The following is a 22,046-nucleotide window of genomic DNA, read 5'->3' as shown; positions in this document are numbered from 1 at the left end:
GAAGCGCGATGACGTCCCGCGCCGCCGCAACACCTCGCCAGACCGGACGCACGGCATGCATCCGCGCCAGCGCCGCGCGATCGGCAGCGTGAAGGCTGGTCTCGACCGAGCGATCCATCATTGCGGAGGAAGGATCGGACAATTCAACCTCCGTTGACGGCGACGGCGTCACGGCCTGGCCCGGCGTCGTCCGCTTCTGACTCGCTCGACCCGAGATAGGCCTCGGTGAGACCGCGGTCCTGGAGCAGCGTCCGGCCCGCGCCCTCCGCGATGACCCGCCCGCCCGCGAGCACGTAGCCGCGGTCGGCGATCGACAAGGCGGCGGACACGTTCTGCTCCACCAGCAGGATCGTCAGCCCCTGGTCGCGCAACCGTTCGACGCAGCGCAGGATTTCGATGAGGACCTGCGGCGCCAGGCCAAGCGAGGGCTCGTCCAGCATCAGCAATTTCGGCTCACCCATCAGGGCGCGACCGATCGCCACCATCTGTTGCTGCCCGCCGCTGAGCGTGCCCACCAGTTGATCCGCACGTTCCTGCAAAACCGGGAAGAGCTGATACACGGTTTCGAGCCGTTGCTCGAAGGCGCTTCGTTCGGCGGAGTCGCGCCAGACGACGTGATGGAAGCCCCTCGCCCGCCGCAACGCGTAGCGGCCGGCAGCGAGGTTCTGCAGCACCGTGAGCGATCCGAACAACGCACGCCCCTCCGGCACCAGGCTGATGCCGCTCGCCACGCGCCGGTCCGCCATCATGCCGCGCAGGTCGCGCTGACCGAACGTCAGTTTCTCTGCGCTGCACGGCTCCACCCCCGCGATCGCCCGCAACAAGCTGCTCTTTCCTGCGCCATTGGCGCCGACCAGCGCCACGATTTCTCCGCGGCCCACCCCGAGCGAGACGCTGTCCAGCGCCAGGAGCCCGCCATAGCTGACGCCGAGACCGCCGATCTCCAGCAACGGTGATGTGACGGCCCGGATCACCTTCGGCGCTTCCTGGGCGACGTCGCGGCGCCCGAGATAGGCATCGAGCACCTGCGGATTTCGCCGCACATCCGCCGGCTCGCCGTCCGCGATGATGCGGCCCTGGTCAAGCACCAGAATCCGGCGCGCCAGCCGGCTCACCAGCGGCATGTCGTGGTCGATGAACAGGATGGTCTTGCCCGCGCGCGAGAGCGACAAGATGATGTCGCCGAGCGCACGTTTTTCAAGCTCGTTCAGCCCGGCGCCGGGTTCGTCGAGCACCAGCATCCGCGCGCCCGAGGCGAGCACGCGCGCGATACTGAGGAGCCGCCGCTGGCCGGCGGTCAGGATCGACGCCTGTTGATCCGCAAGGTCTGCCAATCCGACCGCCGCGAGATGTTCGTCGGCCTCGCGCCGCAACAGTCCTTGGTCGAGCACCGCCGTCCCGCGGCCGATCATCGAGGACAAGAGACCCATGCGATGCCGCGCGACGCCGCCGACCATGACGTTCTCGCGCACCGACATATTCTGGAACGGCTCGGCTGCCTGGAACGTGCGCGCCAATCCGCGCGCGACGACGTCGTGCGGCGCCTCGCCCGTGATGGTCTGGCCGTCGAACTGCACCGAACCGGTCTGCGGAGTGATCTCTCCGGAGAGCACGTTGAGCAGCGTGGTCTTACCCGCGCCGTTCGGGCCGATCAGCGCGACCAGTTCACCGGCATCGACGTCGAAGCTGACGTCGGTCAGCGCGCGAAAGGCGCCGAAACTCACCGACGCGGTCTTGACCGAGAGCAACGGGATCGTCATCGCGTGCTCCCCGCGGTTGCCGTCCGCCGGGCACGAGCGACGAGCGCCGCCATGCCGCGCAACAATCCATTGGGGCAGTAGATCACGCTGACGACCAGCAGCGTCCCGTAAGCCACGATGTCATAGGCGCCTAGCGGCTTCAGCAACTCGCCGATCAAGGTGATGAAGATGACGCCGAGCAGCACGCCCCAGACGTCGGCGAAACCACCGATCGCGACCATCAGCAACAGCTTGATGGAGAAACCGACGTCGAACGGGCCTGGACTGAGATAACCGATGTAGTGCGCATAGAGCCCGCCGCCGAGCGCGCAGAATGCGCCGCTTACCATCATGATCAGCCGCTTGATCGACTGGACGTCGTTGCCGACCGACCGGGCCGTGACTTCGTTTTCCGCGATCGCCCGCATGGCGAGACCGGTCGGCGAAGCCACGAGATTTTGCGCGGCCAGGATCGCTGCGATCGCAACCAGCCAGACCACCGCCAGCATTGCGGCATCGCTGCGGAAAGTGAGGCCGAACAGGCTCAGCGGCGGAATGCCCGTCAGTCCGTCCTGACCGCCGGTGACACCATGCATTTCGGTGAAGCAGATCTGCACGATGATGCCGAACGCCAGTGTCGCCATCGCAAGGTAATGGCCCTTGAGACGAAACACGAGCCAGCCGATCGCCCAGGCCAGCAGCGCCACCATCGCAGTCGACAGCGCGATATCGACCCAGGCGGGAACACCGAGCCACCGGCCGAACAGCGCCGCGCCATAGGCTCCGAGCCCATAAAAGGCAGCGTGGCCGAGCGAGATCTGCCCCGTAAATCCAGCGATCAGCGCGAGGCCAATCGCGGGCAGCGCCTGCAGCCCGATCACCACCAACAGGCTGATGATGTAGCCGTTACCGGTTGCGGCACAGGCCAGGAGAGCCGCAGCAAGCGCGAGAATACGCCATCGCATCATGCGCGCACCCGATCGTAGTCACCGAGCAGCCCGCCGGGACGGAACAGCAGGAAGCCGAGCAGAAGCGCGAAGGCGATCGCGTTCTTGTAGCCGGAGGACACGTAGCCTGCAGAGAACGCCTCCAGCACACCGAGCACCAGGCCGCCCAGGGCGGCGCCGACCGGACCGCCGAAGCCGCCGACGATGCAGGCCACAAAGCCCTTGATCCCCAGCTGCAGGCCACTGTCGTATTGAGTCAGCGCGATGGGTGCGACGACGATGCCGGCGATCGCACCCAGCGCGCCCGACATGACGAATCCGACCAGACTCATCGTCTCGACCTTCATGCCGACCAGCCGCGCGGCGAACGGATTCATCGCGCAGGCCCGGAACATCTGGCCGAGATAGGTGCGACGAAACAGCAGGTCGAGGCCGCCCATCGCCAGGATGCCGATCCCGATCACCCATAGCGACTGCGGCATCACGGTTGCGCCGAGAAGATGGATCAACTTCTCGCCCGAGAACGCAGGCATCGGCTGCGCGTCGGTTCCCCAGACGATCGCGGCGAGACCTTGCAGCACCACCCCGACGCCGATGGTGACGATGATGCCGCGCATGACGTCGCCGCGGACGGGTTGGATGGCGGTGCGCTCGATCAACACCGCCACCACACAGGTGATCACGATGGCGAGCAGAATCGCGAGCCACAGCGGCACGCCTGCGACGTTCAGCGCGATCGCGCTCATCGCGCCTACCATCGCGAAATCGCCCTGGGCAAAATTGACGATGCCGGTGACGTTGTAGATGCAAGTGAAGCCGACGCCTATCAGCCCGTAGATGCTGCCCACCACCAGTCCGCTCATGAGAAACTGCAAGGCGTCGGGCATTGCCCCTCCTCTGCTTAGACCTGCATCCAGGATTCGGAGAACGCCAGGAACGCCGTGCTCTTGCGTGTTCCGGCGAAATCGCGCTGCACCACCTTGCCCGCGAGCGAACGGCCGTTGATGGTCACAGCGCCATCACCGGCATCGAGGAAAAGGCTGTACATCTGGTGCAGCTTGGTCGGGCCGCTCTCGGCCGGCATGTCGACCGCATAGGGCGCGCCGAGCTTCGACCATGTCGCGACAACCTCCAGGTCGGCGGCGCGCACGATCTCCGAATAGCTCGACAGCGTACTGCCTTCGCGACGGCACTCGACCATCGGCAGGTACGTCAGTGCGCCAATGCCGGGCGAGACCCGGAACGAAGCGAATTTCGAGAAAAACTCCGCAACCAGATATCTGGCGAGCGGCTCGTTGTCACTGATGCAGAAATTGTCGGCGTCCGGGCGGCCTTTCGCAAGGCCGGGTTGGTCCAGAACCACGATGCCGCTACCCATGCCGTGCGCGGAGTAGAAGATGCGGAAGAAGCACATCAATCCGGTCCACGGACCGTCCTGGGTGTCCTTCAGATAAATTCCGGGATTCTCGCCGGTCCAGGCTACCGCGCCGGGATGAATGGGACTTTTGCTCGACACGTTCACGCTCTCTTCGTTGAAGGCTCAGGCCGCGGCCTGCGATGCGACGCTGCTTTCGTATTCGATCAAAAGCTTGCGGACGACGTCGTGCCGGTCGTCGGCGGCGTGATGATCGCCCGCGATCACGATCTCGGTAACACGGCGTCCGACCTCTTCCTGCAATTCGAGATCATCGACACCCGCGATCGGCGGGATTGCAAGGACGGTATCGTGGCAATAAGTGGGGATCGCGCCGCCGGAGCGGAGCGTCGAGCGCGGCGGCTCCTCGCCGGCGGCGACCTTTCGGATGTCGCGGCGCAGCAGCTTGCGCAGCATCACCACACCCTTGTCGCAGTATGTGAGGTGCTCGAGTCCATGCAGCGCGATGGGACGCTGCGTGACGATCGCGTCATAGTCGCCTGGCAGGCGTTGCCGCTCCTCGAACGAACCGCCGGCGCCCTGGCCGTAGAAGTCCACCTTCTCCAGGCCGCAATCCTCTTCCTTGCCGATCCCCCTCGGATTGACATCGGGATGGAAGTGCCGCCACCCGATCACCTTGCAAGTCGTGTTGTCGATCGGCGTCGTCCAGCGGGTGATGCCGACGCGGCCGAACTGCTTGGCGTCCTGGCCGTCTTCCCAGATATGGCCGACCTGCGCGAGATTCGGCATGATGATGTCGTTGGAGCGGACCCAGACCTTGTCCTTCCAGCGCCGCGTTGTGACGTAGATCATGCCGGTCGGCGTCTCCACGAAGTCCATCACCGGCAATTCACCCCACGTGTCGGAGAAGTGCGAGAAAGTGACGCGGGTGTGCAGGAACACGGCATGTGCCGGGTCCATCACGTTTTCCTGCACCTGCAGCCAGTTGCAGGGATAGGTGATGCAATACGGCACCATTCTGTCGCCGGGATAGTCGTAGCTGTCGAAGATCGGGAATTCAGCGATGCTGTCGGGCGGCCCGAAGTAACCGAAGATGAGACCCTTGTATTCCTTGCAGGGATAGGCGCCATGGAACAGCCGCTCCTTGAGCGCGCTGCCAGGGGGATCGCCGGGCGTTTCCAGCACCTGTCCGTTCACGCCGAACAGCCAGCCGTGATAGCAGCACCGCAATCCGTTCTCCGTCGGCAGGCCGAACTCCAGCGACGTGCCGCGATGGCTGCAATGCCGGTCGAGAATGCCGTACTCGCCCTGGGTGGTGCGGAACACCACGAGGTCTTCGCCGAACATACGAAAGCCAAGCGGCACGTCTGTGAGCTCGGACGTCAACGCGATCGGCTGCCAGTAGCGGCGCAGCAGCTCGCCGGCAGGCGATCCCTTCTCCACGTGCGTGAGTTCGACGTTCTCTCCCGGAATCTCCTGCTTGAGGTAGCCACCATAGGCGGTCGTCAGAAACTGCTTTTGCGCAACCATCGCTGCCCTCGTTCCGCTCGCGCGGGTCGTTGGAATTAGTCTCATTCGAGTATTGTGTGCGGCTCTGGTTCTGCCAATAATAGTTACATGCAAGACGAGTTTGGAAATCTTGAATTGCTCAATAGATCAGCGGCAGCGCTTATGATGCGAGCAGACACTGCCTGAAAATGGACCTTTGCGAGGTGAACCGATTTGGCGGCCGAGAAATACAGGGACCAGATCGAGGTCGGCGAGGCCGTTCCTAAGCTTTCGCTGCGACAACTCACGTATTTTCTCGCAACTGCGAACCACGAGAGCGTGTTGCGCGCCTCGGAAACGCTGAACGTATCGTCTGCCTCCATTTCGACTGCGATCGCCCAGATTGAGGAATTTCTGCAGACTCAATTGTTCATCCGCCGTCACGCGCGCGGTCTGGTGCTGACCTCGGCCGGACAGGATCTCGCCGCCCATGCTCGGAACATTCTCCTCCACGCCCGCGAAATCGAGGCCGTTGCGCAACGAGGACCGTTTCGAGCCGCCGGCCGCATCAACGTCGGATGCCTTGCGACGATCGCCCCCTATCTGATCCCGCTGGTGTTGCGCGACCTCCAGGAGAAGCATCCAGACATCGAAATGCGCTGGCGCGCGGACAAGCACGAAGCGCTGCTTGACGGTCTGCACAACGGAAGCTTCGACCTGATCATTGTCTACGACTACGATATTCCGACGACGCTTCACGCCTCACCGCTGCGATCAATGCCGATCCAGGTGGTCCTGCCGAGTGCACATCCCCTGGCCTCCAGCCAGAGTTGCAGCCTCTCCGACCTGGTCGCACTGCCCATGGTGCTGCTCGATCAGCCGCGGACGCGCGACTACTTCCTGTCGCTGTTCGCAAACCGCGGCCTCAGTCCAACTGTGGCGTACCGCGTCGACTCCTTCGAGATGGTCCGCAGTCTCGTAGCGAACGGATTCGGCTACGCGCTGCTGAACTTTGTGCCACCCTACAATGTCTATGGCCATGGGACGCTAACGTCCCGGCCCCTTGCCGATGTGGACCGACCGCAGCAACTCGTGCTCGCCCGATTGTACCGATTTCGAGCTCCGCGGCTCGTCGACGAGTTCTTCAAAAGCGTCAGCTTCGCCGCCCAGCAACTCACGATATCGACTCTCTAGCCATGGCAACGTGCGCGAAGCGTCGGCATGGCAGCTGCCCGAGCCGGGCACGGTCTTTGCTTGCTCATGCAAAGACGAGGTCAGATGCGATGAAGTCGATGTTTCTCGATGCAATGAAGGCAGCCGCGAAATTTCTCGCCGAGGGTGCGAAATTCGTTCCCTACCATTGAGCGGCGGCGAGACTACGCCCGCCGCATCAGCTTGAGCGACGCCGCAAGCCGTAAGCTCCGCTTGCCGGCGAGCGCGATGCCTTCGAGTTCGCCGCTGTCTTCCGTGCAGGTCCCGGAGAAACCGATCCCGACCTCGTAGCCGCCGAACACCGGGTTCTCGCCTTTCGCCGGCGTGTGCTCCTGGTTCAGCATCTCGCCCTTCCAGCGGCCGTCCGCCGAGGAATAGGAGCCGAGATAGTAGAAGAACGCATCGCCGCCGAGGATGCGCCCGTCGATCAGGAGCATCACGCCGGACAGTCCGGCATCGACCCCGTCGAGCGCGCGCAGGCTCATCCCATAGAGCCCGTTGGCGATGCCGCCCGGCCCAATCGTGCCGCATGCCGGCAGCGCCCCATCGTCAAGCCGCGTGAGATTGGCCCAGAATCTGGCGCTCGGCATGGTATTCGCGCCGCCCTCGAGACGGATCTGGTTGCCGTAGAGCCGGCCGCGCGCCCCAATCGAGGCGACATCGGCTCCGAGCAGCGGCTTGTAGTTTGGATCGTGGTTATGCCGCTCGGTGATGACCTCGGCGATGATCTCGCCGTCGCGCTCGACATAGGTGCCAAGATGCGCAAAGCCCGAATTGCCGCCCAGCATCTTGCCGTCATGCAGGCACATGATGCTGCAGCCGAACGCATCGTTCACGCCGTATTCAACCTTGTAGAGCCCGTCCAGCAACGCCTGAACCCGCAAATAGAAATGAGAATGCGGGCTATCTAGCATCGTCGCCGCATTGAAGCCATCCGGCTTTTCCGCGCGGGGCCGATCCCGGGACGCTCGCCGCCAATGGTGCCATATGCCCCTGTTTTGCGCGACGGTCAAATCGATTTCGCAAAATCAGCAACCCTGTGATTTCAGTGGCTTGGCTACTGTGCATGAGGTTGTTTTTCGACTTTTTGCGTCCGGCTCGCGGGAAAGGCCCTCTCACGCGTCAATGACGCTTGAAGTACTGCACCTCGCGCTCGTGCTTCTCGGCGGCTGCACGGCTCTTGAACGTGCCGAGATTGCGGCGCTTGCCGGTCTTCGGATTCACCTTGCGGGAATAGAGGCGATATTCGCCCGATGCCAGTTTGCGGATCATGATCGCGCTCCGTTTTGTCCGGACGACAACGACGTACGCGCGAGCCGGGTTCCGTCAGGTCCCGGCTCTGCTCAGAAGCAGAGCGTGGTGACAAGCCTGCCCTGCTTGTCCTTGATCGCGTAGGGACAGCGAATGCGCTCCAGCGCCTTCTTCGCGTCCTCGTCGCCGAGCGCCGCGGCGCGCTCGTAATAGGCCTTCGCGGCGTCCTTGTCCTTGGGCCCGCCGCGGCCTTCCTGCGCGAAGGCGCCCATCCGCTCCAATGCGCCGGGATGGTTTTGTGCCGCCGCCTTCTCGAACAGCGCACGCGCCGCGACGTCGTCCTTCGCACCGCCCGTGCCTTCGGAGAGCATCAGGCCGAGCTGGTACTGCGCTTCCGCGTTGGTCTCGGCAGCCTTGCCGAGCAGCGCGCGCGCCTGCGCGGGATCGGCCGGCGCGGCGCCACCTGCGCCGCCGAGCGCGGCGAGATTGCTGACGCCACGGGGGTTGCCGGCCTGCGCCGCCTTCTCGAACAGCTTTCGCGCTTGCGCCTCGTCCTTGGCAACGCCAGCGCCGGTGGCATAGGCCACGCCGAGTTCGACCATGGCCGCGCTCGATCCCTTGTCGGCGGCCTTGCGCCAGGCTGCGATCGCCTCTCCGGTCTGCCTGTTGGCCGCATAGGCGCGGCCGAGCGCGAACATTGCGCGCCGCGAGGATGGCGCGGCCTGTTTGCAGAACCTGACCGCGGTTGCAATGTCGGAGGCCGCAATCTCCGCCACGCCCTTCACGTCAGCCGGCTTGTCGGGATCGCTGGGATCGGCGGCGACCCGATCGCACAGAACGAGGTCGGCCGATTGCGCCTGCGCCGTCAGGGGCACGGCGAGCGCGAACAGCATGGCAAGGAGGAAAGTCCGCATGGTCGTCACGTTGCGTCCCCGTCCCGGCGAATTCAAGGCTCGAGTCCTGATTGGCGCAGCACGGGCACGACATCAGGCGATGACAGATAGCGCAGCAGCCGGTCGGCGGCGTCGGCATGTTTCGCATTCGCCATGCGGCCGGCGGAGAACACGGCCGGCGTCTGCAAATCGTGCGGGATCGGGCCGGCGACCTCGATGCCGCCAACCTGCTTCAGCTCGCTGATCTGCTGCACGGCGAGGTCCGCCTCGCCGGTCACTAGCCGCTCCGCCGTAAATCCCTGCTCGACGATGGTGGCCCTGGCGTTGATCTCGGCCGCGATCCCCATCCGCACGATCAGCTGGGCGAAGTACACGCCGCTCGCACCGAGCCGCGAATAGGCGACGGACCGCGCTGCGAGCAGGGTCGTGCGCAGCGCCGCTTCGCTGCCGATGTCGGGGTGCGCCTGCCCGGCCCGCACGGCGATGCCGACGAAGGACCGCGCCAGATCTGCCGCGCTCTCGGCAATCACGCGCTCCTCGCCGATCATCTCGTCGAGCCCTTCGCGGGTGAGGATGACGAGGTCGGCGGCCTCGCCCTCGCGCAACCGCTTCAGCAGCGCCAGGGTCGGGGCGAAATCGGCATCGACATGGATGCCGGTTGCAGTCTCGAAGGCCGAGGACAGGCTGCGCATCCCGCCCATGAGGCCGAGCGTCGAGAGCATGCGGACATTTTCCATGAGCAGTTCCTGGCGCGATCAGGCGCGATGCATCAGCTTGAGCGCGGCGGTCAGGCGCAGGCTGCGCTTGCCGGCAAGCGCTGTCGCCTCGAGCACCGCCTGCTCCGCATCGTAGCTGCCGGAGAAGCCGATGCCGACCTCGTGGCCGCCGAAGATCGGATCGTCCTTGGCCGGCGTGTGCTCCTGGTTGAGAATCTGGCCCTTCCAGCGGCCGTTCGCAGCGGTGTAGCTGCCGAGATAGTGGAACGACGCATCGCCGCCGAGGATGCGGCCCTGATTGAGCAGCATCACGCCGGTGAGGCCTCCGTCGAGACCGTCGAGCATCCGCAGATGGATCGAGTAGAGACCGTCGGCGATGCCGGCCTCGCCGACGCCGCCGGCGATCGGCACTTCGTCATCCGTGATCGGCGTCATCACCGACTGGAACGGCACGCCGGGCAGCTCCTTCAGCTCGCCCTTGAAGCGATAGAGGTCGCCGTCCGCCCAGCCTTTCGCGATCAAGGTCGCATCGTCCGTGCCCGCCATCGCGCGATAGCTCGGATCCGGGTTATGGCGGACGGTGTTGATCACGATGTCCACGCCCTCGCCGGTCTTCACGTAGGTGCCGATATGCGCAAAGGCCGAATTGCCGCCGAGCATCTTGCCGTTGCCGGCATGCATCACGCTCCGGCCGATGGCATCGCCGAGCTGAAATCTCACCTTGTAGAAACCTTCAAACACCAGCCGTGCCCCGGCCCTGCGCGCATCCTGGAGCACTCTATCCCGGTTTCGGCGGCAATGGACAAGTTTCGCGGAGCCGCGGTCGGCAGACCCGGAAACGGCCGTCATTCAAATGCAAAAATCCGCCGGAGCCTTGCAGCTCCGGCGGATTGAGACCAACCCGGGCCAGCCCCCAAGCCCGGGCCGGGAGGATCTTAGGCCGCGGCCTTCTTGTCGGTCGGCACGGACGCGATCGTCTTCAGGATCTGCGAAGCGATCTGGTAGGGGTCGCCCTGCGAGTTCGGACGGCGGTCTTCCAGATAGCCCTTGTAGCCGTTGTTGACGAAGGAGTGCGGAACGCGGATCGACGCGCCGCGGTCGGCAATGCCGTAGCTGAACTTGTTCCACGGCGCGGTCTCGTGCTTGCCGGTCAGACGCTTGTCGTTGTCCGGGCCGTAGACGGCGATGTGGTCCATCAGGTTCTTGTCGAAGGCGGCCATCAGCGCCTCGAAATACTCCTTGCCGCCGACCGTCCGCATGTACTCGGTCGAGAAGTTCGCATGCATGCCCGAGCCGTTCCAGTCGGTATCGCCGAGCGGCTTGCAGTGGAATTCGATGTCGATGCCGTACTTCTCGGTCAGGCGCAGCATCAGGTAGCGGGCCATCCACATTTCGTCAGCGGCCTTCTTGGAGCCCTTGCCGAAGATCTGGAATTCCCACTGGCCCTTTGCGACTTCCGCGTTGATGCCTTCATGGTTGATGCCAGCAGCGAGGCAGAGGTCGAGGTGCTCTTCGACGATCTTGCGGGCGACGTCGCCGACGTTCGAGTAACCGACGCCGGTGTAGTACGGACCTTGCGGCGCCGGATAGCCGGCCTCGGGGAAGCCGAGCGGACGGCCGTTCTTGTAGAAGAAGTATTCCTGCTCGAAGCCGAACCAGGCGCCGGCGTCGTCCAGGATGGTGGCACGCTTGTTGGACGGATGCGGGGTCTTGCCGTCCGGCATCATGACTTCGCACATCACCAGCACGCCGTTGGTGCGGGCACCGTCCGGGAACACCGCGACCGGCTTCAGCACGCAATCGGAGCTGTGGCCTTCGGCCTGCATGGTGGAGGAGCCATCGAAGCCCCAGAGCGGAAGCTGCTCGAGCGTCGGGAACGACGCGAATTCCTTGATCTGAGTTTTGCCGCGCAAATTCGGAGTCGGCGTATATCCGTCGAGCCAGATGTACTCGAGCTTGTACTTGGTCATTGAGCCTCTCTGTAGATGATGCGAAAGGTTGGGGGCCTGAAGGCCCCCGCACGTTTTGTACCCGGCCATCATCGGCCGGCGCTTCCCAAGCATTTTACGTGCCAAAAAGCCGCAGTACGGGCGGTTTTCCACCGCGGCCGACCTCCCCACGTCGCCGGCGAACCACTCACGGCAGTGTGCGTCATAGCCGCGCACCTTCACGTGAAGCTGCACTGCAAAATTCCTCGGAAAACGCCCGATTCTGGAGCAGCCAGCATCGTCCCGGAAGTTGCCGACTAAACGCGCATCAACGTCCGGCAATTTTCGCAAACTATCCGCCCCCTGCCCCGCAACCTTCGGAATGGCCCACGCGTTGGCCAGAGGGATCGTGCCTTAGACGATGCAGAAGGCTGCCTGCCCACAAATTGGGCGGAAACTGATTTCCTTTTCAGCACTTTCCAATCCGGGAAGCCCGGCCGATATGGGGATTCCAGTAACCACAATCGAACGAGTCGGGCGCACCATGGAGGCCAAGGCGCTTCGACCAAGGAGAATCGCAATGATGAACAATGGTCTGAGTCACGGATCTGCAAAGATCTACCACTTCCCCGTCGGCGGCCGTGCGGCCCTCGCCGGACGCCGCTATGGCGATACCCGCCTTCCCGCCGATCACGCTTCGCTTCCCGCGAACGTCTCGATCTGCAGCGACAGCTGGTACCATCAGGATGCGGTCGATGAAGCCAAGCCCAAATGGGAACGCTGATGCCTGTACTTGGTTTGAGACCGCCGCACTCTCGCCTCCAAGCGGCGGCAGTTTGAAAAGGGACCGAAACAACGAAGTTTCGGTCCTTTTTGATTCTGAGGGGCACCAGGCTGTTCAGACCACCGCGCAGGCCGTGACCGGCCGCTTCAGATGCTTGACCGTGGTGGTCCCGGCCTTCCCGATGGTCAGCGTGATACCGGCTCCCGAATAGCGCGCGCCAGAGACCGCCAGCCGCTTCGCGAGCGTTACGGGCTCGCCGTCGATCTGCACAAAGGCGCGCTTGTCGCCATCATAAAAACCAACGATGAACCGTGTACCATCGGCACAGCGATAGGTCCGGACCGTCTGCGCATCGGCCTGCGGCGCGTGGCAAACTCCGTCCACCAGCATGGTGACCGCCAAAAGAATGGCCTTGTGGCAGCCCATGATCGCCCCCTCTAGTAGCCCTTAAGAACGCCCGTCGTGCGTCCAATGGAACATAACCCAAGCTGATCTCATGTCAGACTCTCCTGCCCGCCATCTCTCCCTGCAAGGCGCCAGCAATTTTCGCGACCTCGGCGGCTATCCGACCACCGATGGCCGCATCACGCGCTGGCGGCACATCTTCCGCTCCAATCATCTCGGCCAGCTCACCGCAGCCGACGTCGAGATCGTTCGCGCGCTGGGCGTCAGAAGCGCATTCGATTTCCGCGGCCTGGAGGAGCGCGCAGCCGGCATCTGCGTCGTGAACGAAATCACGGTGCATTCGCTGCCGATCGAGCCGACCGTCGTGGCCGCGCTGCGCGCCGAGCTCGCCAGGGGCGCGCTCACCGCACCCGTGGCGCTCGAGCTCATGCGCGAGTCCTATCGGAACTATGTTCGCCACAACACGCACTGCTTTCGCACGCTGTTCGGCCATTTGCTGGAAGACCGCGCGCCGCTGGTGATCCACTGCACCGCCGGCAAGGACCGCACCGGCTTCGCCAGCGCGCTGATCCTGCATGCGCTGGGCGTGCCGGACGACGTCATTGCCGAGGACTACCTCTTGACCAACCGGCACTACAGGCGCGACGCCTCAAACGCCTCCGATCTCCCCGCCGATGTTCTCGACGCGATCGGCAGCGTGGAGGCCTCTTACCTTGCGGCCGCATTCGAAGCGGTCGGCAGCGAATACGGCGATCTCGAAACCTATTTGCGCGACGGGCTCAAGCTCGGCACGGCAGAGCGGACCGCGCTCAAGGAGCGCTATCTGCAATCTTCGGCCCCCGCGCCGGGAGAACGATGATGCAAGACAAGATCCTGATCGTGACCGGCGCGCTCGGCGCACTCGGCAAGGTCGTTGCCGAGGCCGCGCAGTCGCGCGGCGCGCGCGTGGCCTGCATCGATCACGCGCCTTCGCAAGCCCCCGCAAGCGCCGACCGCATCGAGATCGGCGGCGTCGACCTGTCCGACCCGGCGCAGGCAACGACGGCCGTTGATGCGGCGGCAAAGCATTTCGGCCGGCTCGATGCCCTGATCAACATTGCCGGCGGCTTCGCCTTCGAGACCATCGGCGACGGCGACATCAAGACGTGGCAGCGCATGCACGCGCTCAACGTGCTCACCGCGCTCAACGCCTCGCGCGCGGCTCTGCCGCATCTCGCCGCGTCCAACGCCGGTCGCATCGTCAACATCGGCGCCATGGGCGCGCTTCAGGCCGGCAGCGGGATGGGCCCCTATGCCGCGTCGAAGGCCGGCGTGCATCGCCTCACCGAGGCGCTCGCCAACGAATGGAAAGGCAAGGTCACCGTGAATGCCGTGCTGCCCTCGATTATCGACACCGCGGCCAATCGCGCCGACATGCCGAAGGCCGATTTCTCCAAATGGGTGACGTCGCAGGAACTCGCCGAGGTCATCCTGTTCCTCGCCAGCGACGCCGCGAGCGGCGTCACCGGTGCGCTGATTCCGGTAGGTGGTCGGGTGTGATTGCGTTTTGATCTGATCGTCCGAACACCGGCTTGATTCAATCGGAGGCGAGAAGGCACTAGACTAGCCGCAACTGATTCTCCGATCGGAACTGCCTTGGAAACCGCGCTATACCTGCCCGTCAAACGCTTCCTCGAAGAGCTCGGCTTCACGGTCAAGGGCGAGATCGGCGGCTGCGATCTCGTCGGTCTCAGCGCCGGCGATCCGCCGGTCGTGGTCATCGGCGAGCTCAAGCTTGCCTTCAATCTCGAGTTGATCCTCCAGGCGGTCGACCGCGCGCCGGCCGGCGACGAGGTCTGGATCGCGGCCAAGATGTCAGCGCGCGGCAAGGGACGCGAGAGCGATGCGCGCTACCGCAATCTCTGCCGCCGTCTCGGCTTCGGCATGCTCGGGGTCACCGATCGCGGCCAGGTCGAGGTGCTGGTGAAACCGCCGACCGCTGCGCCGCGCCGGGAGCCGAAGGTGCGCTCGCGGCTCGTCGCCGAGCATCAACGCCGCCAGGGCGATCCCGTGCTCGGCGGCAGCACCCGCGCACCGATCATGACGGCCTATCGGCAGCAGGCACTGGCCTGCGCGTCGGCGCTTGCCGAGGGCCCGAAGCGCGTGCGCGAGCTGCGCGAACGCTGTCCCGATGCCGGCAAGATCTTGCTTAACAATGTGTACGGCTGGTTCGAACGCACTGAGCGGGGGATTTACCGGCTCACCGAAGCCGGAGACGCAGCTCTGAAACGCTGGCCTCAGCAACGTGTGGAGGTCGTCGCAGGTGCTGTGTCACCGCCATGACACCCGAACGGTGCATAGCTGAGCTGCCACTCCGATTTCATATTGCAATGCAACATTCAGGGCACTAGGTATCCCGGCATCAAAACGAGGCCGTTATGAGCGCAGACTGGAACACCAAATATGGCACGCGGCGCGTGCGCCACGATCCGCCCACCCTGGACGAGGCGATCTTCGCCGCCGTCGGCATCACCGACGATCAGGCGCAGCAGGCCGAGATCGCCGCAGCCTTGATGGGAATGCCGCTCGACGTCGTCCAGGCCGAGGTGAAGAAGCAGGCTCGCACCAACAGCCGCATCACGGCCACGCGCGTCATCGCCGGCGAACAGGGCGCGCAGCGCTCCGTGGTGGTCGAGCGCCGCGTCGTCCGCCGTTTCGGCAACGACAAGCGCACCGGCACCTGAGCGTTCATTTCACCACCCAGAATACGAAAGCGGACCGGCCATGCCGGTCCGCTTTTTGATTCGTGTCCGTTGCCTTCAGGCTATGCGGCGCGACTGCCGTACATACTCGAGATCAGCTTCCAGCAAGTGCTGTTGAAGCTGAGAAGCGCGCGCCCGGCCGTGAACGGCGACGCCGCGAGATCGGCGAGTTCGGCCTCAGGCGTCCTCGCGAGGTCGATCGTACCGGTCGATTCGCCGTGGCGGAAAGCCAGATGCGCCCCGAACTTCCTGGCGAGCGCCCGCATCGCGTGATTCTCGGCACCCGTGGTGATGCGCAGCTGCTTGTAGCCTTTCCAGCGCGCCTCCGCGATCAGGCGGCGGAACAGCACTGTGCCGACACCCTGGCGGCGCGCGGAGGCTTCCACGCTGAAGGCGACTTCGGGCAAGCAATCATGTTCCGGCGGATGCAGCTCGGCCGCGCCGCGGACCACGCCATCGACGATATAGGCCACGATCACCGTGCCGTCCTCGGCGCAGCGGGCGGCGTAACGCTCGATGAAGCTGTCGTCGAGAAAGCCGTTGAAGCGATCGTGTCGACTGCCGGCATCAAGCCTCAGCAGATGATCGCGCAGGAGCGGCAATTCTTCCTGCTGGATCAAGGTCCGCACATAGCCGGGAGCGGTGCGGACGGTCTCTTCAAGTACCACGTCAGAAACTCCTCTTGGTGTCCCTCGAGGAGGCGTTCGAATCCCTAGGCCTCCTATATTGTGCATCGCACCATAATTTTCAAGACGGAGACCTGCCCAAGTTAGAGGCAGCGAGAGCGACTAATTCGTTAATAGAATCAAAGTCCCGTAGTCTTACAGGACCAGCTGCGTCTGGGTCACCACGGCGACGAGCTTGCCGTCCTCGGTTTCCAGCCGGGTGGTCCAGATCTGGGTCCGCCGGCCACGATGAACCGGAGTGGCGGTGGCGATGACTGTGGTTCCCTCCTTGGCCCCGCCGATGAAATTGGTCTTGCTCTCCAGCGTGGTCGTGCCCTTGGCATCCTCGGGCAGATTGATCACGGTCGCCGCCGCGCCGACGGAATCGGCCAGGGCCATCACTGCCCCGCCATGGATGGTGTGGTGAAGCGTGCAGAGATCGGGCCGGACCGTCATTCGCGCCACCACGCGGTCCTTCCCGGCCTCGACGAACTCGACGCCCTTGAGCTCGGCGAACGGCATCTTCATCGCTTTAAGTTTCTCGAGCGGCGTCATCACATCTCCTCCCAATTGCTTGTTGTCTCAGGGTGAATTGCTTCGCGCGGCAAAGCAATGACCTCCGAGGTAATGGCGGTGCTGACATATGCGCCGCGTTCGCGCATATGCTCCCTCCATGCGCCACTTCCCGCCCCGCCGCGTCGTCTGCCTCACCGAAGAGACGGTCGAGACGCTCTATCTGCTCGGCGAGCAGGACCGTATCGTCGGCGTCTCCGGCTACGCGGTGCGCCCACCGCAGGTCCGGCGCGAGAAGCCACGGGTGTCCGCTTTCGTCTCAGCGGACATCCCGAAGATCCTGGCATTGGAGCCAGACCTCGTGCTCGCGTTCTCCGATCTCCAGGCCGGCATCGCGGCCGATCTCGTCCGCGCCGGCATCGATGTCCACGTCTTCAACCAGCGCGACATCGCCGGGATCCTGGCGATGATCCGCACGCTCGGTGCACTGGTCGGCGCCGCCGGGTGCGCGGAACAACTCGCGCAAGGCTTCGAGCGGCGCCTTGCGGCAATCGCCGCAGCGCCTCGCCCCTCGTCGTCGCCAAAAGTTTATTTCGAGGAATGGGATGATCCGTTGATCTCGGGCATCGGCTGGGTCTCCGAGTTGATCGAGATCGCTGGCGGCGTGGATGTCTTCCCGGAACTGCGGCATCGGCCGGCGGCAAAGGATCGCATCGTTTCGACAGAGGCGGTGCGCGAGGCCGCACCTGACGTCATCCTCGCCTCTTGGTGCGGCAAGAAGGTCGTGCCCGCCCGCATCAAGCAGCGCGACGGATGGAGCGGCATCCCGGCCGTGCGCAACAATTGCATCATCGAGATCAAGTCGCCGATCATTTTGCAGCCGGGACCCGCGGCGCTGACGGACGGTCTCGAGGCAATCGTGACGGCGTTGTGGGGATGAAAGCGCCCGATCCACTACCGTCATGCGCGCGAAGCGACGCAATCCACAGTGTCACTGCGGAGGCATTCTGGATTCTCGTCGCAAGGGGTCGTCGCTATGAAGCCCGAGGAGTCGTCTTCCTCAAGTCACCGCGTTGACGACTTGGTATTCCGGCCAGCGCCACACTTCGCCTGCGATCACATCCTCGATGATCTCGGCCGCCCTCACTATCTCGCTCTCGCCGATATACAGCGGCGTGAGGCCGAACCGCATGATGTCGGGCGCGCGGAAATCGCCGATGACGCCGCGCGCGATCAGGGCCTGCATCGCGGCGTAGCCGCCCTCGAATGCGAGGGAGACCTGCGAGCCGCGGCGCTCCTGAGCGCGTGGCGTCACCAGCTTCAGGGACGGACAGCGCCGTTCGACCTCGGCAATCAGGAGATCGCCGAGCCCCAGCGAGCGCGCGCGGACTTCGGCGATGTCGACCCTGTCCCAGATATCGAGCGAAGCCTCTAGCGCCGCCATGGCCAGCACCGGCGGCGTGCCCACGCGCATGCGTTCGACGCCGCCGGCGGCGGCATAGGCGAGCTCGAACGCAAACGGCTTCGCATGGCCCATCCAGCCCGACAGCGCGGCGCGAGCGCCGTCGGCATGGCGCGGCGCAACGTAGAGGAAGGCCGGCGCGCCGGGACCGGCATTGAGATATTTGTAGGTGCACCCCGCGGCGAAATCGGCGCCACAGCCGGCGAGATCGACCGGCAGCGCGCCGGCGGAATGCGCGAGATCCCAGACAGTGACGATGCCGAGGGCGTGCGCTTTCGCGGTCAACTTCGCCATGTCGTGGCGGCGGCCGGTGCGGTAGTCGACCTCGGTGATGTAGAGCACCGCGACCTCCTCCGACAATGCGGTCTCGATCTCCTCCGGCGCCACCAGGCGCAATTGATGGCCGCGCCCGAGCGTTTCGATCAGGCCCTCAGCCATGTAGAGGTCGGTCGGGAAGTTACCGGTATCCGACAGGATCACCTTGCGCGAGACGCTCATGTCGAGCGCGGCGGCGAGCGCCTGATAGACCTTGAGCGACAGCGTGTCGCCGACCATCACGGAGCCCGCTTCCGCGCCGACCAGCCGCGCGATGCGGTCGCCGACATGACGCGGCTGTGCGTACCAGCCGGCGGTGTTCCAGGCGCGGATCAGCTCGTTGCCCCACTCGTCCGTGATGACGCGGCCAACGCGCTCGGCAACGCCCAGCGGCAGCGCCCCCAGCGAGTTGCCGTCGAGATAGATCACGCCGTCGGGCAAATGGAACAGCGCCCTAGTGTCGTCGTAGACGCGAAGCCGGGTCATGGACATCCCTACAGAATCGTGCGCACGCGCCAGAGTTCGGGGAACAGCTCGACCTCCAGCATGCGCTTGAGATAGCTGACGCCGCCAGTGCCGCCTGTGCCGCGCTTGAATCCGATGACGCGCTCGACCGTCGTCACATGGTTGAAGCGCCAACGCCGGAAATAGTCCTCGAAATCGACCAGTTTCTCGGCGAGCTCATAGAGCATCCAGTGCGTCTCCGGCGCCTCGTAGACGATACGCCAGGCCTGCAGCACGCCTTCGTTGAAGCTGTGGGTCTCACGGATATCGCGCGCCAGCACCGCCGCAGGCATCTTGAGCCCGTTGCGGTCGGCGAGGCGCAACACCTCGTCATAGAGGCTTGGCGTTGCAAGTTCCGCTTCGAGCAGCTTGGTGGTCTCCGCATCGTGCGCGTGCGGCTTCAGCATGGCGTGGTTGCGGTTGCCGAGCAGAAATTCGATCAGCCGGTATTGGCGCGACTGGAAGCCCGAGGATTGCCCGAGCTGCGAGCGGAAGCGGGTATATTCGCTGGGCGTCATCGTGCGCAGCACGTCCCAGGCGCCGTTGAGCTGCTCGAAGATGCGCGACATCCGCGCCAGCATCTTCATGGCGGGCTGCACCTCGTCTTTCGCGATGGCCCGACGCGCGGCGCTGAGTTCGTGGATGGCAAGCCGCATCCAGAGCTCCGTGGTCTGATGCTGGATGATGAACAGCATCTCGTCATGCGCCTCCGACAGCGGGTGCTGCGCGCCGAGGATCGCATCCAGTGCAAGGTAGTCGCCGTAGGACATCCGCCGCGCGAAATCGGTCTCGGCGCCTTCGCTCGTGGGATCGTAATCGCTGGACGTCATGCCAAGTCCTTTCGATCGATCTTCCATGCTTCGTCAGTCGAGGCCGATCAGGCGGGCGGTGATCGGCGACGACGGATCCTTCAGTCCGTCGATCACGGTAAAATGGTTGAGGCCGGGATCGATGACGAGGTGCGTCGGCACGTCGAAGCCGGTCCAGACATTGGCCATCAGATCGGACTGGCGGATGAATTCGGGCCGCTCGCTGCCGCCGACCCAGGCGGTCACAGGCGAATGCCCGCGCGGCAGATGCAACGCCGCGCTTTCCAGCGTCGCCTCCTCCATCGTCATGCGCAGCGTTTCGTTCATCTTGGTCTTCAGCAGCGGACGCAGATCGTGCAGGCCGCTGATCGAGAGTGTGCCGGCGATGCGGTTGTAGACGGCGGACTCGAGGCGGCTGTCGTCGCACAGCATGCGGGTGACGAGATGGCCGCCGGCGGAATGGCCCGCGAGCCGGATCGGACCTGCGACCAGCGAGGCCGCCTTGGCGATCGCGGCGGCGATCTCGGCCGTGATGTCGGAGATGCGCGCGGCCGGCGCCAGCGTGTAGCTCGGCAGCGCCACCGTCCAGCCATGATGGCGCGCGCCTTCGGCGAGATCGGTCCAGGTCGACTTGTCGAAGCGCAGCCAATAGCCGCCATGGACGAACACGACGAGGCCCTTGCTGCCGCCGTCGGGCAGGACCAGGTCGAGCTTCTGGCGCTCGCCGGCGCCATAGGCGATGTCGGAACGAAACTCTGTCAGTCCGGCGCGGTACGTCGCCGCCCGCTCCGCCCACAGCGCCGGCATCTTGTCCGCGCCCGGGATATGGGCCGAATTGGCGTAAGCGTCATCCCAATCGCGCATCGTGACTTCCTTGACTTGAGGCCAGCGAACCGGAGCCAGTCTGCCACCGGCAAGGCCGCCCTCCTAGTCTTTATTTTAAGCTTAAAGGATTTCGACTCGCCCGAGTTTCGGGCAACGGGGCGGCAAGATATTCCCGCCATTCCGGCCTGAACGGGGATCTGATGGGCCGTTTCCCTCATTGCGAGCGCGGTGAAGCAATCCAGAATCTTGCCGCCGCGGAGACAGTCTGGATTGCTCACATGGGGATTTGGTGTGTCAAGTGGGATGGTCAGCTCTTTGTTCGACTGCAGGCCAGCTCTTCGTCCCGACCGTGTGGACTTCCGGATGGCGCGCGCAGATCAGGTCAAGACCGGCCCGTGAGGGCCGCCGCGAAGCGGCTTGGTCTTGACGTGAGCGAGCACGCCATCAGGCTTTTGTGGTCGGGCGTAGCGGGCGGCGGAAGCTCCTATCGTTGGCGATCTCAGGGTCGAGCCGGTTTTGGCAATCTGGTTTGCATGCCAGATCAAACTCACATTCGGTCGTCGCGCGATAGCGACTGCACCAACATTCCGCTTGCGGCGGGCAGGCTCGAGAGGACGGGACCATTCTTCGTTGCGGCGTTTGAAGCCATGCAATCCATCGGTTCGTCCACCCGGATCGGCCGAGGCTGATCGGTCCTCGGCAGATTGGTTTTAAGGTTGTGGGGAGCCTCGCATCAGGCGATGGGCTTCATCACGGCCCCCTCGATCACGACCCCGGCGGTCACGTACTTCCAAAGGGCCACGAGCAGCTTGCGCGCCAGCGCCACGATCGTGCGCTTGCGGCCGCGCTGGCTGTGCGCCTGAACCACTGGGTCAGAGCCGATTGAGGCTGGTGGCGCACCCAGAGCCAGGCGAGCTGGATCATCGTGGTTCTCAGCCGCGGATTGCCGGCCTTCGACACGCCCTGCTCGCGCTCGATGCCGCCGCTGCGCCAGGGCGTGGCCGCAAGCCCGGCATAGGCCGCAACCTGGCGGCGGTTGGCGAACTGCCGCCAGAACGCCTCCGACCAGAGAACGGCAGCGAAGTTCGGGCCCATACTCTTCAGGTTGAGCAGCAGTGTGACCGGATCCGACGCCGTCTTCTCGCTCGCTGGTCGGCTTGCAGTCAGCAATGCATCCTGCTCGCGCTCCACCGCCGCGATCTGGTTGAGCAGCAGTTCGAGCCGGTCGAGCTCGCGGCTGATTTGCGCCTGCAAATGCGGCAGCAATGCGCGCCCGTCTCCCGTCCGCAGGGCCTCGAGCCGCTTCCGCCGATCTCGCCGCAGCGGCACGTAGTCGAAGATTCCTTGCGCGAACAAAAGGCCCTTGATCCGGTTCACATGCTCGATCCGCTCCGCGATCAAGGTCCGTCGCTCGCGGGACAGCCTGCGGCGATCCTCCTCCTCCGGAGAGGGCGCAACGACCATCGCGCAGACC

24 protein-coding genes and 1 pseudogene are annotated in these 22,046 nt (G+C 64.6%); 7 read left to right on the top strand and 18 right to left on the bottom strand.

Translation table 11 applies throughout. From position 1 onward, the window contains the following. Positions 1–143: 143 nt before the first annotated feature. The 5 genes from EDE08_RS07670 to EDE08_RS07650 are packed head-to-tail and all read right to left on the bottom strand — an operon-like array spanning position 144 to position 5,591. Positions 144–1,760: an ATP-binding cassette domain-containing protein gene (locus EDE08_RS07670; RefSeq protein ID WP_131868360.1), complete on the bottom strand. Its 1,617-nt coding sequence runs from the start codon at positions 1,758–1,760 to the stop codon at positions 144–146. Beyond that, positions 1,757–2,707 carry a branched-chain amino acid ABC transporter permease gene (locus EDE08_RS07665; protein ID WP_245524727.1) on the bottom strand — a complete coding sequence of 317 codons (951 nt, stop codon included), beginning with the start codon at positions 2,705–2,707 and terminating at the stop codon, positions 1,757–1,759. The genes EDE08_RS07670 and EDE08_RS07665 overlap by 4 nt, the downstream gene beginning before the upstream one ends. Further along, a complete protein-coding gene (locus tag EDE08_RS07660) occupies positions 2,704–3,573 on the bottom strand; it encodes a branched-chain amino acid ABC transporter permease (RefSeq protein ID WP_131868359.1) in 870 nt (289 codons plus the stop codon). Before EDE08_RS07660 ends, EDE08_RS07665 begins: the two co-directional genes overlap by 4 nt. A 14-nt stretch (positions 3,574–3,587) precedes the next feature. Then, positions 3,588–4,202 (bottom strand): hypothetical protein, encoded by a 615-nt coding sequence (locus EDE08_RS07655; protein ID WP_131868358.1) that lies wholly within the window; start codon positions 4,200–4,202, stop codon positions 3,588–3,590. A 24-nt stretch (positions 4,203–4,226) separates the two neighbouring features. Then, positions 4,227–5,591, bottom strand: coding sequence for an aromatic ring-hydroxylating dioxygenase subunit alpha (locus tag EDE08_RS07650; RefSeq protein WP_131868357.1), 1,365 nt, complete (start codon positions 5,589–5,591; stop codon positions 4,227–4,229). Positions 5,592–5,783: 192 nt separating this feature from the next. Between EDE08_RS07650 and EDE08_RS07645 the strand changes: the two genes are divergently transcribed. After that, on the top strand, positions 5,784–6,743 hold the full coding sequence (locus EDE08_RS07645; RefSeq protein ID WP_131868356.1) for a LysR family transcriptional regulator: 960 nt from the start codon (positions 5,784–5,786) through the stop codon (positions 6,741–6,743). Between the two features lie 182 nt (positions 6,744–6,925). Here the strand turns inward: EDE08_RS07645 and EDE08_RS07640 are convergent, their stop codons facing one another. The 6 genes from EDE08_RS07640 to EDE08_RS07615 all read right to left on the bottom strand — a co-directional run bounded on the left by EDE08_RS07640 (position 6,926) and on the right by EDE08_RS07615 (position 11,591). Beyond that, positions 6,926–7,630 carry a hypothetical protein gene (locus EDE08_RS07640; protein ID WP_165935857.1) on the bottom strand — a complete coding sequence of 235 codons (705 nt, stop codon included), beginning with the start codon at positions 7,628–7,630 and terminating at the stop codon, positions 6,926–6,928. Positions 7,631–7,883: 253 nt separating this feature from the next. Further along, positions 7,884–8,033: a hypothetical protein gene (locus tag EDE08_RS07635; RefSeq protein ID WP_007609497.1), complete on the bottom strand. Its 150-nt coding sequence runs from the start codon at positions 8,031–8,033 to the stop codon at positions 7,884–7,886. 71 nt (positions 8,034–8,104) lie between these two features. Further along, positions 8,105–8,926, bottom strand: coding sequence for a tetratricopeptide repeat protein (locus EDE08_RS07630; RefSeq protein WP_165935846.1), 822 nt, complete (start codon positions 8,924–8,926; stop codon positions 8,105–8,107). 32 nt (positions 8,927–8,958) lie between these two features. Beyond that, the gene (locus EDE08_RS07625; RefSeq protein WP_131868354.1) at positions 8,959–9,642 is read right to left on the bottom strand and encodes a substrate-binding domain-containing protein; all 684 of its coding nucleotides are present in this window, start codon (positions 9,640–9,642) and stop codon (positions 8,959–8,961) included. Between the two features lie 18 nt (positions 9,643–9,660). Continuing rightward, on the bottom strand, positions 9,661–10,362 hold the full coding sequence (locus tag EDE08_RS07620) for a GrlR family regulatory protein (protein WP_131868353.1): 702 nt from the start codon (positions 10,360–10,362) through the stop codon (positions 9,661–9,663). A gap of 194 nt (positions 10,363–10,556) precedes the next feature. Then, the gene (locus EDE08_RS07615; RefSeq protein WP_131868352.1) at positions 10,557–11,591 is read right to left on the bottom strand and encodes a glutamine synthetase beta-grasp domain-containing protein; all 1,035 of its coding nucleotides are present in this window, start codon (positions 11,589–11,591) and stop codon (positions 10,557–10,559) included. Between the two features lie 538 nt (positions 11,592–12,129). On the opposite strand from EDE08_RS07615, the gene EDE08_RS07605 reads away from it, so the two are divergent. Next, positions 12,130–12,333 carry a DUF2735 domain-containing protein gene (locus EDE08_RS07605; RefSeq protein ID WP_131868351.1) on the top strand — a complete coding sequence of 68 codons (204 nt, stop codon included), beginning with the start codon at positions 12,130–12,132 and terminating at the stop codon, positions 12,331–12,333. 114 nt (positions 12,334–12,447) lie between these two features. On the opposite strand, the gene EDE08_RS07600 is transcribed toward EDE08_RS07605, so the two are convergent. After that, positions 12,448–12,759: an MliC family protein gene (locus tag EDE08_RS07600; protein ID WP_131868350.1), complete on the bottom strand. Its 312-nt coding sequence runs from the start codon at positions 12,757–12,759 to the stop codon at positions 12,448–12,450. 70 nt (positions 12,760–12,829) lie between these two features. Here EDE08_RS07600 and EDE08_RS07595 point away from each other — a divergent pair, with 70 nt between their 5' ends. The 4 genes from EDE08_RS07595 to EDE08_RS07580 all read left to right on the top strand — a co-directional run bounded on the left by EDE08_RS07595 (position 12,830) and on the right by EDE08_RS07580 (position 15,461). Then, positions 12,830–13,597, top strand: a complete 768-nt coding sequence (locus EDE08_RS07595) for a tyrosine-protein phosphatase (protein ID WP_131868349.1) — start codon at positions 12,830–12,832, stop codon at positions 13,595–13,597. Further along, on the top strand, positions 13,597–14,277 hold the full coding sequence (locus EDE08_RS07590) for an SDR family oxidoreductase (RefSeq protein WP_131868855.1): 681 nt from the start codon (positions 13,597–13,599) through the stop codon (positions 14,275–14,277). Before EDE08_RS07595 ends, EDE08_RS07590 begins: the two co-directional genes overlap by 1 nt. Before the next feature lie 96 nt (positions 14,278–14,373). Continuing rightward, positions 14,374–15,060, top strand: a complete 687-nt coding sequence (locus EDE08_RS07585) for a DUF2161 domain-containing phosphodiesterase (protein WP_131868348.1) — start codon at positions 14,374–14,376, stop codon at positions 15,058–15,060. Positions 15,061–15,155: 95 nt separating this feature from the next. Beyond that, positions 15,156–15,461: a hypothetical protein gene (locus EDE08_RS07580; RefSeq protein ID WP_028182079.1), complete on the top strand. Its 306-nt coding sequence runs from the start codon at positions 15,156–15,158 to the stop codon at positions 15,459–15,461. 80 nt (positions 15,462–15,541) lie between these two features. On the opposite strand, the gene EDE08_RS07575 is transcribed toward EDE08_RS07580, so the two are convergent. Further along, positions 15,542–16,147, bottom strand: coding sequence for a GNAT family N-acetyltransferase (locus EDE08_RS07575; RefSeq protein WP_061876526.1), 606 nt, complete (start codon positions 16,145–16,147; stop codon positions 15,542–15,544). 153 nt (positions 16,148–16,300) lie between these two features. Further along, positions 16,301–16,699 (bottom strand): PaaI family thioesterase, encoded by a 399-nt coding sequence (locus EDE08_RS07570; protein ID WP_131868347.1) that lies wholly within the window; start codon positions 16,697–16,699, stop codon positions 16,301–16,303. A gap of 118 nt (positions 16,700–16,817) precedes the next feature. Between EDE08_RS07570 and EDE08_RS07565 the strand changes: the two genes are divergently transcribed. Further along, positions 16,818–17,597, top strand: coding sequence for a cobalamin-binding protein (locus tag EDE08_RS07565; RefSeq protein ID WP_131868346.1), 780 nt, complete (start codon positions 16,818–16,820; stop codon positions 17,595–17,597). 120 nt (positions 17,598–17,717) lie between these two features. On the opposite strand, the gene kynU is transcribed toward EDE08_RS07565, so the two are convergent. The 4 genes and pseudogenes from kynU to EDE08_RS07545 form a co-directional block, all read right to left on the bottom strand. Then, the gene (gene kynU / locus EDE08_RS07560) at positions 17,718–18,920 is read right to left on the bottom strand and encodes a kynureninase (protein ID WP_131868345.1); all 1,203 of its coding nucleotides are present in this window, start codon (positions 18,918–18,920) and stop codon (positions 17,718–17,720) included. 8 nt (positions 18,921–18,928) lie between these two features. Then, positions 18,929–19,768, bottom strand: coding sequence for a tryptophan 2,3-dioxygenase (kynA, locus tag EDE08_RS07555; RefSeq protein WP_131868344.1), 840 nt, complete (start codon positions 19,766–19,768; stop codon positions 18,929–18,931). Positions 19,769–19,801: 33 nt separating this feature from the next. Further along, positions 19,802–20,611 (bottom strand): hormone-sensitive lipase, encoded by an 810-nt coding sequence (locus EDE08_RS07550; protein WP_131868343.1) that lies wholly within the window; start codon positions 20,609–20,611, stop codon positions 19,802–19,804. 694 nt (positions 20,612–21,305) lie between these two features. Then, positions 21,306–22,046: pseudogene (locus EDE08_RS07545) on the bottom strand (IS110 family RNA-guided transposase); the annotation flags it as partial.

Source organism: Bradyrhizobium sp. R2.2-H (assembly GCF_004346455.1).
Lineage (GTDB): Bacteria > Pseudomonadota > Alphaproteobacteria > Rhizobiales > Xanthobacteraceae > Bradyrhizobium > Bradyrhizobium diversitatis.
Note: the sequence above shows the minus strand (reverse complement) of the source record. Positions and strands in the feature narration are given on the sequence as shown.

Bases quoted from the DNA above. Each gene is read 5' to 3' on its own strand.
- EDE08_RS07670 (WP_131868360.1), bottom strand. From the start codon at position 1,760: ATGACGATCCCGTTGCTCTCGGTCAAGACCGCGTCGGTGAGTTTCGGC.
- EDE08_RS07665 (WP_245524727.1), bottom strand. From the start codon at position 2,707: ATGATGCGATGGCGTATTCTCGCGCTTGCTGCGGCTCTCCTGGCCTGT.
- EDE08_RS07660 (WP_131868359.1), bottom strand. From the start codon at position 3,573: ATGCCCGACGCCTTGCAGTTTCTCATGAGCGGACTGGTGGTGGGCAGC.
- EDE08_RS07650 (WP_131868357.1), bottom strand. From the start codon at position 5,591: ATGGTTGCGCAAAAGCAGTTTCTGACGACCGCCTATGGTGGCTACCTC.
- EDE08_RS07635 (WP_007609497.1), bottom strand. From the start codon at position 8,033: ATGATCCGCAAACTGGCATCGGGCGAATATCGCCTCTATTCCCGCAAG.
- EDE08_RS07630 (WP_165935846.1), bottom strand. From the start codon at position 8,926: ATGCGGACTTTCCTCCTTGCCATGCTGTTCGCGCTCGCCGTGCCCCTG.
- EDE08_RS07625 (WP_131868354.1), bottom strand. From the start codon at position 9,642: ATGGAAAATGTCCGCATGCTCTCGACGCTCGGCCTCATGGGCGGGATG.
- EDE08_RS07615 (WP_131868352.1), bottom strand. From the start codon at position 11,591: ATGACCAAGTACAAGCTCGAGTACATCTGGCTCGACGGATATACGCCG.
- EDE08_RS07605 (WP_131868351.1), top strand. From the start codon at position 12,130: ATGATGAACAATGGTCTGAGTCACGGATCTGCAAAGATCTACCACTTC.
- EDE08_RS07600 (WP_131868350.1), bottom strand. From the start codon at position 12,759: ATGGGCTGCCACAAGGCCATTCTTTTGGCGGTCACCATGCTGGTGGAC.
- EDE08_RS07595 (WP_131868349.1), top strand. From the start codon at position 12,830: ATGTCAGACTCTCCTGCCCGCCATCTCTCCCTGCAAGGCGCCAGCAAT.
- EDE08_RS07590 (WP_131868855.1), top strand. From the start codon at position 13,597: ATGCAAGACAAGATCCTGATCGTGACCGGCGCGCTCGGCGCACTCGGC.
- EDE08_RS07580 (WP_028182079.1), top strand. From the start codon at position 15,156: ATGAGCGCAGACTGGAACACCAAATATGGCACGCGGCGCGTGCGCCAC.
- EDE08_RS07570 (WP_131868347.1), bottom strand. From the start codon at position 16,699: ATGACGCCGCTCGAGAAACTTAAAGCGATGAAGATGCCGTTCGCCGAG.
- EDE08_RS07565 (WP_131868346.1), top strand. From the start codon at position 16,818: ATGCGCCACTTCCCGCCCCGCCGCGTCGTCTGCCTCACCGAAGAGACG.
- kynU (WP_131868345.1), bottom strand. From the start codon at position 18,920: ATGACCCGGCTTCGCGTCTACGACGACACTAGGGCGCTGTTCCATTTG.
- kynA (WP_131868344.1), bottom strand. From the start codon at position 19,768: ATGACGTCCAGCGATTACGATCCCACGAGCGAAGGCGCCGAGACCGAT.
- EDE08_RS07550 (WP_131868343.1), bottom strand. From the start codon at position 20,611: ATGCGCGATTGGGATGACGCTTACGCCAATTCGGCCCATATCCCGGGC.